General features: G+C 41.5%; 11 protein-coding genes and 1 riboswitch. Of the genes, 5 read left to right on the top strand and 6 right to left on the bottom strand.

Annotation, left to right across the window (positions count from 1 at the left end; translation table 11 throughout):
* The first annotated feature begins 122 nt into the window (after window positions 1–122).
* Complete coding sequence (locus tag C4S54_RS05315) at window positions 123–755, top strand: YigZ family protein (protein WP_103868611.1); 633 nt, start codon at window positions 123–125, stop codon at window positions 753–755.
* A 1809-nt stretch (window positions 756–2564) separates the two neighbouring features.
* Here C4S54_RS05315 and typA read toward each other — a convergent pair.
* A complete protein-coding gene (typA, locus tag C4S54_RS05310; protein WP_103868610.1) occupies window positions 2565–4394 on the bottom strand; it encodes a translational GTPase TypA in 1830 nt (609 codons plus the stop codon).
* Between the two features lie 206 nt (window positions 4395–4600).
* Window positions 4601–4773, top strand: a riboswitch (Lysine riboswitch).
* 104 nt (window positions 4774–4877) lie between these two features.
* Between typA and dapA the strand changes: the two genes are divergently transcribed.
* From dapA to hisA, 3 genes are all read left to right on the top strand, one after another.
* Entirely contained in the window at window positions 4878–5762 is an 885-nt protein-coding gene (gene dapA / locus C4S54_RS05305) for a 4-hydroxy-tetrahydrodipicolinate synthase (RefSeq protein WP_022773833.1), read from the top strand.
* Between the two features lie 96 nt (window positions 5763–5858).
* Window positions 5859–6614 carry a 4-hydroxy-tetrahydrodipicolinate reductase gene (gene dapB, locus C4S54_RS05300; protein WP_103868609.1) on the top strand — a complete coding sequence of 252 codons (756 nt, stop codon included), beginning with the start codon at window positions 5859–5861 and terminating at the stop codon, window positions 6612–6614.
* 83 nt (window positions 6615–6697) lie between these two features.
* On the top strand, window positions 6698–7492 hold the full coding sequence (hisA, locus tag C4S54_RS05295; RefSeq protein ID WP_103868694.1) for a phosphoribosylformimino-5-aminoimidazole carboxamide ribotide isomerase: 795 nt from the start codon (window positions 6698–6700) through the stop codon (window positions 7490–7492).
* Between the two features lie 134 nt (window positions 7493–7626).
* Here the strand turns inward: hisA and C4S54_RS05290 are convergent, their stop codons facing one another.
* Complete coding sequence (locus C4S54_RS05290; protein WP_013281837.1) at window positions 7627–7827, bottom strand: cold-shock protein; 201 nt, start codon at window positions 7825–7827, stop codon at window positions 7627–7629.
* Window positions 7828–8097: 270 nt separating this feature from the next.
* On the opposite strand from C4S54_RS05290, the gene C4S54_RS05285 reads away from it, so the two are divergent.
* Window positions 8098–8382, top strand: a complete 285-nt coding sequence (locus tag C4S54_RS05285) for a YerC/YecD family TrpR-related protein (protein ID WP_022773837.1) — start codon at window positions 8098–8100, stop codon at window positions 8380–8382.
* A 63-nt stretch (window positions 8383–8445) separates the two neighbouring features.
* On the opposite strand, the gene C4S54_RS05280 is transcribed toward C4S54_RS05285, so the two are convergent.
* The 4 genes from C4S54_RS05280 to C4S54_RS05265 form a co-directional block, all read right to left on the bottom strand.
* On the bottom strand, window positions 8446–8907 hold the full coding sequence (locus tag C4S54_RS05280; protein ID WP_103868608.1) for a bactofilin family protein: 462 nt from the start codon (window positions 8905–8907) through the stop codon (window positions 8446–8448).
* A 14-nt stretch (window positions 8908–8921) separates the two neighbouring features.
* Window positions 8922–9704 (bottom strand): murein hydrolase activator EnvC family protein, encoded by a 783-nt coding sequence (locus C4S54_RS05275; RefSeq protein ID WP_103868607.1) that lies wholly within the window; start codon window positions 9702–9704, stop codon window positions 8922–8924.
* Window positions 9705–9855: 151 nt separating this feature from the next.
* Complete coding sequence (locus C4S54_RS05270) at window positions 9856–11388, bottom strand: hypothetical protein (RefSeq protein ID WP_103868606.1); 1533 nt, start codon at window positions 11386–11388, stop codon at window positions 9856–9858.
* A 93-nt stretch (window positions 11389–11481) separates the two neighbouring features.
* Window positions 11482–13986 carry a DUF342 domain-containing protein gene (locus tag C4S54_RS05265; RefSeq protein WP_103868605.1) on the bottom strand — a complete coding sequence of 835 codons (2505 nt, stop codon included), beginning with the start codon at window positions 13984–13986 and terminating at the stop codon, window positions 11482–11484.
* Between the last annotated feature and the right edge of the window lie 67 nt (window positions 13987–14053).

Genomic DNA, 14053 nt, shown 5'->3' with positions numbered 1-14053 from the left:
CCTTCCTATACTTAGTCCATTTTAACCAATAAAGTATAACATGAATCCAAGGGATAATAAAGAAATGGGGCGAAAATTAAGAATTGTAACAATTATGCCACATTTCTGATATAATTTAGCACATGAGTGAAAGAGATTCTTATAAAGTAGTAATTTCAAATGGATGCGGAGAGATTGTCGAGAAAAAATCCCGCTTTATCGCAAATGTTTTTCCTGTGGAAAACCAGCAGCAGGCAGAAGAAAAAATAGCAGAGATTTCCAAAAAATATTGGGATGCACGTCATAACTGCTACGCTTTTGTTATTGGAAAAAATAGCGAGAATACAAGATGCAGTGATAATGGCGAGCCTTCAGGAACAGCAGGAAAGCCAATACTTGAGGTAATAAAAGGTGAGGGCCTTACCAATACCCTTGTAATAGTAACCAGATATTTTGGTGGGGTATTACTTGGAACAGGTGGCCTTGTAAGGGCTTATACCCAGGCTGCACAGGCAGGAATCGCAGATGCCCGGATTGGTGAAATGGTATATTCACAGAAGCTCACCTTGGAAGTTGCCTATAACATGGTAAATAATGTTCAGTATTACCTTGGGCAGAACAATATCACCATCGCAGACTCCCGTTATGAAGCTAACGTTCAGTTTGATATCTGCGTAAAAGAAGCAGATGTAAAACGCATAACTGACGGCCTTACCCAAAAATGTGAAGGCCAGATAAGCATTATAGAAGGGGATAAGGACTATTTTCGGCAGTAGATGTATTCTATATTAACATCGTAAGCTCGGAGGCACTGTGAATAATATTTTTCTCATTTTCAGAGCCATTTACAAAATTTTATGCTGAAGATTAAGGGAGAGTATTCAGATAAATGTAATTAGCATAAATCTGAATACTCTTTATTTGTATATGCGTAAGTGACTTCTTTAACTCTCTAAAAATTTTAGATTGCGGCTACGTACGCCACAATTGACTGAACCTGAGGAAAACGCCTTGGCCTGCGAGCCGACGGTGAGGATGATGGGAACAGTAGATTCTATCGCACCGTCGGATTCAGCATTGTAGCGTTTTCCTCAGAACCCGTCAATGGCAAGCACCTGCGGTGTGGCTGGGTGTTATTGCCTCGGGCTCTGACTCCGAGAACAGTAGGAGTGGCTACTTTCAAGAGTGTGCAGTGCTATATGCTCATTTCACTGTGACAATCTGGAGATAGGAACTGATGTAGGAGAGGATGTAGGATAACTGCTTGATTTTAGCGCTTTTTATCCCACTATTCTTATCATTTTTGTTAACAATTCTGCTGATTTGTGGGATAATTCGGTGGTTTTTATCGCGCTTATCCTATTTTTCATTCAAGCGCAGTGCTCAAAGGCTGAAAATGTAGGATAACTTCAATAGAATTCCTGGTTTTATCCCGCGTCTCTGAAAATCGGCTTGGATAGAATAGGATAAGTATTATAATTCTTTCGCTTTTATCCTACATCACAGCAGTATCACTAGGACATAATAGGATAAACGTTACAGTTTTTTTGATCTTATCCCACATCTCAGTTAATCTCACATTTATCCAATTTGAATCGGCAACCAATAGAAATTGCTTTGGGCATATAGCGCTTTTTAGAGCTTCCAGCCACCTAAGATTTTTACTAATTTGTCCTTATAGCAACTTTTTGCGAGGCCAGCCACCCCTCATGAAGGTCAACTGGGCATATAGGCCGATTTCAAGACTCGAGCCACCCGTTAAAATGGTGGCTGCGGACGGATAATCGCCGTATATGCCCAAATGCCTGCGATAAAAGCTATGATGAGGGGTGGCTGCAAGCTCGATATCATGCTATATGCCCAAAGCCGGGTGGACGAGCTATCTAAACATGACCTAGACTTATGAAATCCACTGATTAGGTCATGGATTCTGCAATAGCAGAGCGATTCCATGACAAAAAACATGACCTAGACTTATGAAATCCGTTGATTAGGTCATGGATTCTGTAATGGCAGAGCGATTCCATGACAAAAAACATGACCTAGACTTATGAAATCCGTTGATTAGGTCATGAATTCTGTAATAGCAGGGCGTATCATGACAAAAAACATGACCTAGACATTTGAAATCTGCTGATTAGGCCATGGATTCTGTAATCGCAAGGCGTATCATAATAAATTCTCACAGTAAAATGAAAATATAGCCCTACACGCTCTTGAAAGTAGCCATCCCTACTGTTCTCGGAATTGGATCCTGAGGCATAAAAACCAGCCACACCGAAGGTGCTTGCCATTGACGGGTTCTGAGGAAAACGCTACAATGCTGGTTCCGACGGTGCGTGAAATTTTACTGTTCCCATCATCATCACCGTCGGCTTGCAGACCAAGGCGTTTTCCTCAGGTTCAGTCAATGGTGGCGTACGTAGCCGATTACCTACCTATTTCTTAAAAGTTATTCAAAGCAATACTTACGCATATACAAAAAGAGAGTACTCTGATGTATGCTAATTGCATCCATCAGAACACTCTCCCTAATTTACAATGTATATTTTGACAGTTTACTGTGTCCTGCTTGCAAAAAAGAATTATTTCTTGAAGCCAGCTCTTTTACGAAGAGTAGGATCAAGGATTCTCTTTCTGATACGAAGGCTTGTAGGTGTTACCTCCAAAAGCTCATCGTTATCGATGAATTCGATGCACTGCTCAAGGGACATGATCCTAGGTGGAACAAGACGAAGAGCTTCATCAGAAGATGATGTTCTTGTATTTGTAAGGTGCTTTGTCTTGCAGACATTAACCTCAACGTCCTCAGACTTACCACTTGTTCCGATAACCATTCCTGAGTAAACCTTATCACCTGTCTTGATGAAGAGCTGTCCACGATCCTGAGCATTGAAAAGACCGTATGCTGTAGCTTCACCTGTCTCGAAAGCGATGACTGAACCTGTCTTACGGTAATTCATATCTCCCTTATAAGGAGCATATCCGTCGAAGATTGTGTTGATGATACCATTACCCTTTGTATCAGTCATGAACTCACCTCTGTATCCGATAAGTCCACGTGAAGGAATGTTGAACTCAAGACGAGTGTATCCACCGTTTCCGGCACCCATGTTTACAAGCTCACCTTTTCTCTCACCGAGCTTCTGGATAACGCTTCCTGAGAATTCATCAGGAACATCAATGTAGCATTTTTCCATAGGCTCAAGTTTGTGACCCTGTTCATCTGTGTGGTAGATAACCTCTGCCTTACTTACAGCGAACTCAAAGCCTTCACGACGCATTGTCTCAATAAGAACTGAAAGGTGAAGCTCACCACGTCCTGAAACTTTGAATGTCTCTGTTGTATCTGTATCTTCTACACGAAGAGAAACGTCAGTGTTAAGTTCCTTATAAAGTCTGTCACGAAGGTGACGGCTGGTTACATATTTACCTTCCTGACCAGCAAGTGGAGAGTCATTTACAATGAAGTTCATTGAAATAGTAGGCTCTGAAATCTTCTGGAATGGAATAGCAACCTGATTATCAACTGAGCAAAGTGTATCACCGATCTTCAGATCTTCGATACCTGAAATAGCAACGATTGAACCAATCTTTGCTTCCTGAACTTCAACTCTTCCAAGGCCATCGTACTCATAGAGCTTGCTGATCTTGGTCTTGATACGTCTGGCTGGCTCGTGGTGGTTAACAACAACAACTTCCTGGTTAACCTTAACGACACCGTTATCAACCTTACCTACACCGATACGTCCAACGTACTCGTTGTAATCGATTGTGCTGATAAGTACCTGTGTGCTCGCATCAGGATCACCAACAGGAGCTGGAATATAATTAACGATTGTATCAAGAAGTGGCTTCATATCTGTGCCGGGTTCATCAAGTGAAAGTGATGATGTTCCAGCCTTGGCTGATGCAAATACGAATGGGCAGTCAAGCTGGTTATCATCGGCACCAAGATCCATAAGGAGCTCAAGTACTTCATCGATAACATCGTTTGGTCTTGCTTCAGGACGGTCAATCTTGTTGATACATACAATAACAGGAAGACCAAGATCCATTGCCTTACCAAGAACGAACTTGGTCTGTGGCATAGGACCTTCGAAAGCGTCAACGACAAGGATTACGCCGTTAACCATCTTAAGAACTCGCTCAACCTCACCACCAAAGTCTGCGTGACCTGGAGTATCAATGATGTTGATCTTGATATCTTTATATGTGATAGCTGTGTTTTTAGACATGATGGTAATACCACGCTCTTTTTCGATATCCCCGGAGTCCATAACACGTTCTACAACTTCCTGACCGGCACGGAATACACCACTCTGTCTTAAAAGTCCGTCAACCAGAGTTGTTTTACCATGGTCAACGTGAGCGATAATAGCAACGTTTCTTACATCATTTCTAGTCTGCTTCATAAATAAACCTTTCTTATAATTAATACAATTAACAATTATTTCTCAAAACTTTAGTAGTATAGCACGCGTTTTTTTCTAGTTCAACCCCATTTTCATTTCCTTAAGAAAGTAATAATAAAATGTTTATAGTGGCTACTTTATTGGAAAACGTGCGGCGCTCTTGACACGCTTTTCTTCGTGTTGTAGTATTTAAAACAACTAAAGACGGTTTAGATAGAGGTTGCGTATTTAATGAGTATTTCTGTGGATGTGTCAGGCACAGATGAATCAGGAAAAAAGGTAAATACGCCGAAAGGTTCAATTACCTGAGGATTGGATACTTGGGCATGCAGTAAACAGCTGTATGACTGTCATCGAAAGATGGGGCGCTATCAACAATACAAATGCTTTAACCAGGATTGTTATAGGCTCATCAGATTTTCTGTTGAGCCTTTTTCTTTGAAAAAACAGTATTAGCGCACCAAAAGCCAAAAGGAGGGCAAAATGGCTATTTTTAAGGGAGCAGGAGTTGCAATCGCAACACCATTTAAGGAAAACGGAGAGGTTAATTACGAAGAATTCGAGCGTCTTATCGAGTTCCAGATCGAGAACGGAACAGATGCCATAATCGTATGCGGAACCACCGGAGAGGCAGCGACCATGAGCGAGGAAGAGCACATGGATGTTGTAAAGTTTTGTATAGACAAGGTAGCAAAAAGAATTCCTGTTATCGCAGGAACAGGTTCTAATTGCACAGAGACAGCTGTTAAGCTTTCAAAGCTTGCCGAGGAGTATGGTGCTGACGGATTACTGCTTGTTACTCCTTATTACAACAAAGCTACACAGGGCGGTCTCATCGCACATTTCTCAGCAGTAGCAAAAGAGGTAAATATACCGATCATTCTCTACAATGTACCAAGCAGAACAGGCTGCAATATCCTTCCCGAGACAGCTGTTAAGCTTGCGCGTGAATACAAAAATATTGTTGGTATCAAGGATGCTACAGGCAATATTTCACAGACAACCAAGATGATGCAGCTTGCAGAAGGATGCATCGATCTTTACTCAGGTGATGATGATCAGATTGTACCTATCATGTCAATTGGTGGTCTTGGTGTCATCTCAGTTCTTTCAAATATCGCTCCACGACAGACACATGAGATTTGCCAGAAGTGTCTTGAGGGGGATTATGCAGCTGCAAGAGAGCTTCAGTTCAAAGCTTTTCCTCTCGTGAAAGCTCTTTTCTCTGAGGTTAATCCTATCCCTGTTAAGAGTGCCCTTAAAATGGTAGGCTTTGCGGCAGGCCCTCTTCGCCTTCCTCTTACAGAGATGGAACCTGAGAATCAGGAGAAGCTTCGCGCAGAGATGAAGAAGTTTGGACTTATCTGATCGCGTTTATCACCAGGAACGTGCTCAAAAAAGTAAGATATCCACAATTGATCTGTGTATAACTCAGTTTAAACATACGATTTCAGAGGAGTAAATATGACAAAAATGATAATGCACGGCTGTAATGGCCGCATGGGACATGTAATTATCGACCTTGTTAAGGAAGATAAGGATATAGAAGTTGTTGCAGGAGTAGATGCATATGGAGAGAGCTCCTACGATTTTCCTGTTTTTAAAAGCCTTGAGGAGTGCAATGTGGCAGCAGATGTCATTGTTGATTTTTCAAATGCTTCTGCGGCAGAAGGCCTTCTGGCTTATTGTGAAAAGACATCAACACCTGTTGTTTTGTGTTCCACAGGCCTTTCTGAGGAGCAGCTTCTTAAGGTAAAAGAGACATCTAAGAAAGTTGCAGTTTTAAAGTCTGCCAATATGTCTGTTGGTGTTAATGCTCTTATGAAGGTTTTAAAAGAGGTTTCTCCACTTTTTGCGGCAGCAGGATTTGACATTGAGATAGTAGAAAAGCACCACAATCAGAAACTTGATGCACCTAGTGGAACAGCAATAGCCCTTGCTGACAGCATCAACGATTCTCTTGGCAATGAATACGAGTATGTATATGACAGAAGCACAAGAAGAGAAAAGAGACCTGAAAAAGAGATAGGAATTTCAGCGGTACGTGGCGGTACGATCGTTGGGGATCACGATGTTATCTTTGCGGGACACGACGAAGTTGTAACTCTTTCTCACAGGGCTTATTCCAGAGCTATTTTTGGAAAAGGAGCTATAGAGGCAGCCAAGTACCTTGCTGGAAAGCCTGCCGGAATGTATGACATGAGTGACGTACTTGCCTGATGATATGGCTGAAGTTATACTACACACTCTTTTGGGATGTATGTGCAGCAGGACTTCAGCCATTATTTATGAGAGGAATGATCATGAAGCTTAGACCATGTATTGATATTCATAACGGAAAAGTTAAACAGATTGTGGGTAGCAGTCTTAGAGATGCCGGAGATGTGGCCAGTGAGAACTATGTGTCTACAAGGGAAGCGGCATTTTATTCCAATATGTATAGAGAACTGGGGCTTTCAGGCGGTCATGTGATTCTTCTTAATTCTGTGGACAGTCCTTATTATGAAATGACAAAAAAACAGGCTTTTGGAGCTCTTTTAGCTAATCCTGGTCTTTTGCAGGTTGGCGGCGGGATAACTGCTGACAATGCGCAGGAATTCATTGATGCAGGTGCTTCTCATGTTATAGTCACTTCATATGTGTTCAAAAATGGCAAGGTCAGCTATACGAACCTGAAAAAGCTCGTTAAGGCTGTTGGTAAAGAAAGGATAGTTCTTGATCTTTCCTGTAAAGCAGGAGAAGATGAAAGCAAGGATGAGCCTGCAGCTTACTATATTGTCACTGATAGATGGCAGAAGATGACCGATGTGAAACTTTGCAGCGAAACTTTGGATGAACTTTCAGAGTATTGCGATGAGTTTCTGGTTCATGCAGCAGATGTTGAGGGCAAGCAAAACGGAATAGAAAAGAATGTGGTTAAGCTCCTGGCCGATTGGGGGAAAAGACCTATCACATATGCCGGCGGTGTTGGCAGTATATCTGATATTAAAACTTTGAAAAAGCTTGGAAAAGAAAAGATAGATGTTACTGTTGGATCTGCGCTTGATATATTTGGTGGGAAGCTGAAGATGGAAGATGTGATCACAGCATGTGAGTGATTCAAGGCTAAAAAAGGCCATCTGACTAATGTCAGATGGCTTTTTCTATTAATCATTGTTACAATCTTGCAAATTCAATATATATATATTAGAATAAGGCACTTTGTAGTCTGATTAATTGCTCTAATTCAGAATTAAAGCTTGTTTACGTTTACGGCCTGAGGTCCCTTTTCGCCCTGGATTACATCATACTCTACAGAAGCGCCCTCTTCGAGAGACTTGAAACCTTCCATGTTGAGTCCTGAATAATGTACGAATACATCATTTCCAGCCTCGTCTGAGATGAAGCCGTAACCCTTCTGGTTGTTGAACCACTTAACAGTACCTTTGTTCATTGTAATACCTCCACTAAAAATAAAAAAATATTCGTTCTGTTGTCTAGTCTATGACAACATATTTACAATAGCACAGTAAAAAACAAAAGTAAAGCGCATATTTTGTATTTTGCGTATAATCATTACAATTTTTAGTGCTTTTCCGATATTAAAATTACCTCTTTACTTTACAAATTTAGAGTGATAAAATGTTTAAGCACGAAAGTGTTTTATACGAAATATTGATAAGTTGTGGCGACAGAAAAAATATTGAATTGGAGGACATGGCATATGAACAAAAAAATAAGAACAGATGCAGTAGATCACCTGTTTGATGCAATTCTTTGCCTTCAGAATAAAGAGGAGTGTTACAGCTTCTTTGAAGATCTGTGTACTGTTAACGAGCTTCTTTCTCTTTCACAGAGATTTGAAGTTGCTTCTATGTTGAGAGAACATAAGACTTATCTGGAGATAGCGGAGAAGACCGGTGCGTCTACCGCAACCATAAGCAGAGTTAACCGTTCACTTAACTATGGTGATGATGGTTACGAGTTAGTTTTCGAGAGAATGAAATAAAACAAAAAAATGCGCTTGCCTTGGATAATTTCCGTGGGCAAGCGTTTTTTATTTAATTCATTATCAGTTTGTTTCTGTCTTATTTTCTTCAGCTGTTTCTTCTTTTGATTCCTTGTCAGCAACTGCTCTTTCTTTTGCTATAGAAGCAGAAGACTTGTCCTGACCGGTCATCTCACATTTACCCTGGAAAACAGCATTTTCATCGATGATGATTCCTTTGCAGGAAATGTCGCCGTAAACTTTTCCGGTATCACTTATTTCTATTTTGCCCTGTGGAGCAGTGATATTACCTGTAACCTCACCGGCAACATATACATTAAGTGCTGATACAGTACCGGTAATCTTGCCATCCTGTCCAATGATAAGTGCACCAGAGATGGTTACGTTTCCCTTAATGATACCGTCAATTCTGGTTGAATCTTTAGTTGTCAGTGGGCCTTCAATTACTGCGCCGGGGCCAATGATAGTTCCAACCTGTTCCAGTAATGCGTTGTCTTCGGCTGAGTCTTTTTTGTTTCCGAACATGATTATCCTCCGATTTAACCATTAATCTCTATTAGTTCTTCAGGATCGATAAATTTATCATCCTGCTGAATCTGATATCCAAGGGTGGTATTATCGCTTACCACAAAGATTATATCACCTCTGTCTATGGCATCGCCTTCAGAAACAAGTGGATCGCCTGCGTTTCTATAGAAAGTGATATATCCGTTGCCATGGTCAATGGTGACCATATTGCCAAATTTGGCATCAGTAGTTACTGATAAAACTGTGCCTGTACCTGTTGCAATTACATTGCTGCCGGCTGCAGCTTCAAATAAAACAATAGGATTGCCGGTAGCAGTATCTTTATTCTCATCTGTAAGCTTGGTAACAGTGGTAGAATTCGTATCGTCAACTGCTGCAATAGGTGCTGAAGCTCCCGCTGTAAGCGGAAAACCTGTTGGGACAGCCAGAGTCTCAGCTTCTTCAGCTGACTGCTGTTCGTTTTCCAGTCTCAGATTAAGAGCTGCTCTAAGTTGTTGTTCCTCTGTTACGAGAGTCTCATTCGATGCTTCCAAAGTACTGTTTTCTACTTTGAGATCTTCAATCTGTTTTTTCTGCTCAGCCTGTATGGACCTAAGAGTATTTATGGTCATTGCCGAGTAGATAATGTAGCAGACCAGTGCAAGAACTATTGCAAAAGAACAGTAGGCAAGCAGCTGGGTCTTAAAATGATTAAGATGGAGTCGCTTTGTGCTTCCATCAGAATCTCCTGAAATGATCATAAAAGTATAATGTCTCTTATGCCTGTGCTTTCTGGGCTTTTTATCTGCGCTCATATTCACCTCCGACTGACTAAATATTCTATCATATATGCCAGTAAAATGGCAAATTTTGCGCAAATCCCCAGCGTAATTCACAAATCTATGCAAAAAAACTCCCTACACCGTAGGGCTCTAATTGAGCCACAGGGCGCGGGAGTTTTAGATTTTATTTTGTGCCTGTTAATGCGGTGCCATTTACATAAAGAGTGTAGCCATTACTGATGATGCTTGATGCGTCGCCGTCGAAGGATGTGATATAAGTGTCAGCGGTAAGTGTCCAGGTACTGCTTGAGTCGATACTTACTGATACTGTGCCGACCTTTGTTGACACTGTCTCGCCGTCTGCGTTTGTTATGTTACCGTCGATAGCTCCTTCAAAGGTTGATCCGTTTGTGAGGTTTAGTGTGAATTCAGAATCGTCTCCAACAAGAATTGTTCCGGAGAGAATCTGGTCATCTGCATTAAGTGTAGCTATATTATTGTCGCCGGTCCATCCGTCTGCACATACAGAAAGAAGGATGTTATCTGAATCTTTGTTGTTGATGCTTACGCTTGAAAGATTGATAACTGCGTTTGTATTTGTAACGTGGAATACGTGACCATTTTTACTTGTAAGTGAGCCGCCGTTCATTGTGAATGTAGATGTTCCGCTGTCTGCATCACCTGACATTGACTGGTAGATCATAATAGTGTCGTAGAATGTCGCATTACCATTAGTGTCAGTGTTATTTGCGGTCATGTCACAATCGTTAAGTGTAATGGAGTTTATACCCTCTATGCATACACCCTCTGAAAGATTTGAAGTGAGTGTTGCGTTAGAAACGGTGATATCTGCAGTTGAGTAGATTGCAGGTGATCCAAGTCCGTTTGTTGTATAAGTTCCGCCATCTACTGTAACAGTTCCGCCTCCTCTGTCAGTTCTGATAGCAGCAGAAGACTGGCCTGAGGTCTCAACAGTGAGGTTGGAAGCTTTTGTTATACCGCCACCTGTTGTCATGATACCGCCTGAACCGTCACCAGTTGTTGTAATGGATGTATCTGAAATGATAACTGTTGTGCCATCTCCTGAAGCGCCGTTCTGTCCGCCGTTACCGCCGTAAGAAAATACGCCGTTTGCGCCGTCTGCGTCAGAAGTGATAGTTCCACCTGTAATAGTAGTTGTTGATCCGTCTTTTACAAGGACAGCAGCGTTAAGTCCATAGAAGTTACAGTTGTCGCCACCGTCTGAATCTCCTGTCTTTTCTACAGTTGGATTAGTTATTGTTACGTCTTCAGAAGTTGCGATCAAAAGAGCACTCTGATCAACTGTACTTGTTGAATATGTCTTTGAATCCTGAGAGTCGGCTGATGTGATCTCAACTGCACCTGAATAATCTATATCAGCGCTGCTGCTTCCGCCGCCAAAGCCACCACCGCCTTCTCCTCCGGGGCCGCCGCCAGGTGCTCCGTCTGGCGCTTCGCCCTGAGGCTTTTCTCCATCAGGTGCTTCGCCTTCAGGCTTTTCACCTTCCTTATTATCTGCAGGCGCTTCGCCCTGAGCCATGTCTTTTTCACCAGCTTCTGCAGGTGCTTCAACACTGCTTTCAGCCTGGGCATCCTGAGTTGAAACTGTACTTTCCTGACCGCAGGCAGCAAGTGATGCGCACATTACTGTTATAGCTGCAGTAGATATCAGTTTTTTGACATAATTCTTTTTCATCTTAAGTAATCTCCTAAATGATTTGCTTTTTGTTTATGCATGCATTATGGAGCTTGAACCTAAAATTTAACTTAAAAAGAAATGACCAAAAAATTAAACAATAATTATATTCTCGCGTTTGCCGTCTACTCTTACCGTAGTTGTGGAGTAAAGTGGCTTATCCTGATCAATTTTGTGGATAACCCCACCGATAACAAAAATAACACCTGCATATATATGGTTGCTGATAGAAGCTGTTGCTTTCGCACTTTTATTTAGCGTCTCTTCAATAGCTTTTATTTCAGCAATACGCTCATTTATCATTTTTTTCTTTACATCGACAGCTGCACTTATCCTGATTTTCCATTGGAGCATTTCCCTGTTTTTTACGCCAAGCTCATTGAGTCTTATCTTTTCTGTTTCAAGAGTCTGCAGCTCTTCGTTGTCTCTTTCAAGCTCTTTTTTTCTCTGCATATGGTCAGCATAAAGATTGTCAACAGCTCCAAGACTTACTATGGTTTTAGCGCCGCCCTTACTTCCTAGGTTGGCCGTTTCAATACCTAAAAAGCTCTGTGTTGTTCCGCCGTATATTACTCCGTCTTTTCCAAAAGTCTTTACTATTCCTTTTGCGAGAATATTGCAGTTTACAAAAGAGTTGGCATAGACATTCATGGCATTAACTTTCACACCCTCCAGGAATTTGGCAGATACATTGCCTTTTGCGTCAATACCTCCGCGGACAGGGCATGTGGCGCCGCCCTTAATGGAGACATTTCCTCCGCTTACAAGAAGAGAGCTCTCCATGTGGCCACTTATGACAATATCTCCTGATGCACGGATCTCTGAACCTGAGTTGACATCACCTGTAATGAACACAGTTCCATCGTATCTTACGACCTTGTCTGTAATCTTAACTTCACTCATTACAAGAATTTTCTTTATGAATATATTGCCATCGTGCATTGAGAGAGCGCCGGTATATCTGGAAACATAAGTAACTTTGTCGTTTAATACCATGAAACCTGCGCCTTTTAGCATAGGAATCTCACGGCCTTTTTTGGCAAAGAGCTTCTTTCCGAATACGTCAAAGCCGTCCGTACCAAGGGTAGAGCGGTGATATTTGGCAATTACATCGCCTACATTTATTTTTATCAGAGAGTCTAAATTTGAAAAATCAGCGGTTCCATCTTCATTTTCAGACAGCTCGCATTCTTTTGGCAGGTCAAAAAAGTACTCGTAGTAGCCGTCATTTCCGTTGACGGCATCAATTCCGGATGCAACCAGTTGTTCTTTGCCTGTTTTTCCTTCTTTTGCGATCCTTTTTATTTCCTGCCTGTTTATACCAAAAGAAATACCGCATTTTGTCAGAAAACTCATGATGATATCTTCGGTATACTCTTTTATCTGCGGGACATCTATCGGCTTGAACCAGCACAGCATTCTTTCGTGGGTAAAAGAAATAAAGTCATCCTTATGCTCAAGCATATAGAGAAGGACTTCTTCTTTACTACTTTTTGCGGCAGGTTCTTTGGCTTTTAAAGTAGCATCCGCTTTATCAACAAAAGTGCCAAGCATCAACTGTTGACGGACACGGCGCATGTCTTTTGCTGTGTACATCATTGATGAATACTTGGATATATCAATGCCTTCCTCAAGGCCGAGCCTTAGCTCGTGCATCTGGTCTGCCCAGTAAAGTGGCTGGCATAAAGGCGTAATATCAATGCCGTGCTCTAGACCAAGTCGCATCTCACGCATTTGCTGCCAGTTAAAGGCAACATTTGCATACTGGTCTACAATGACACCATTTTCTATGCCGAGACGTATTTCGTGGATGGCATCACTTCTGATATCCGGCGAAATATAATCATCGATCGGGAGGTTTTCAACAAGGGCAGAGCGGATTTCCTCCAACTGGTCTGCGTCATATTTCTGGGCAATATAATCTGTAAGATCAACGCCATCAAGGAAAGCCTTATGGAGCTGGTCCAGGATTCCATAGGAATAATTCTTGATCTGTTCTTCAGTGAGGAAAAATCCATCTTCAGCGCTTTCGCGGACAACACGCATTTTGAGGTAAGGAATATCAACGTGAGCGTAATCTGCAACGTCGATCTGTGCTTCAAGGCCCTTTCTTATTTCTCTCATCTGAAGAAAATCAAATTCAGGATCGAGATAGAAGATCACCGGGAAATTTTTAGAGAAAACAAGACCTTTTCTTATTTGCTTCATCTGTTCAGCAAGAAATTCTTTTTTTGCATAAAGAGATACATCGACATTTTCATAAATGCCGCGCCTTATCTGGTATATCTGACTGCTGTTAAAGTTCTGCTCACGATAGGAGGTCATGTCTATTCCCTGAATAGCTTCAAGACGCATTTCCTCCATTTCGAGCCAGGATAATTTGGGATTCAGATATTTTTTTACATCAATATCAGCTTCCAGACCTTTTCTGATCTCTGCAAGCTGAAGTGCGTTGAAATTATATTTGCGAAGGACCTCCGGTTTCAGTCCTAAAGATTCACACTTAGTAAGCTCTTTTTCAAAAGAGTCATCATCAAAAGAAGTTAAGCCATTGTAGACCTTAAATCCGCTTACAAAAGAATCGTCATGTGTTACCATACTACCCCTCCTGATAACTTATCGGCGAAGTAATTTTATCAAAAAAAAGTAGATAAAGTCGATATGC

The organism is Butyrivibrio sp. Su6, from assembly GCF_900108105.1.
Taxonomy (GTDB): domain Bacteria; phylum Bacillota; class Clostridia; order Lachnospirales; family Lachnospiraceae; genus Butyrivibrio.
Note: the sequence above shows the minus strand (reverse complement) of the source record. Positions and strands in the feature narration are given on the sequence as shown.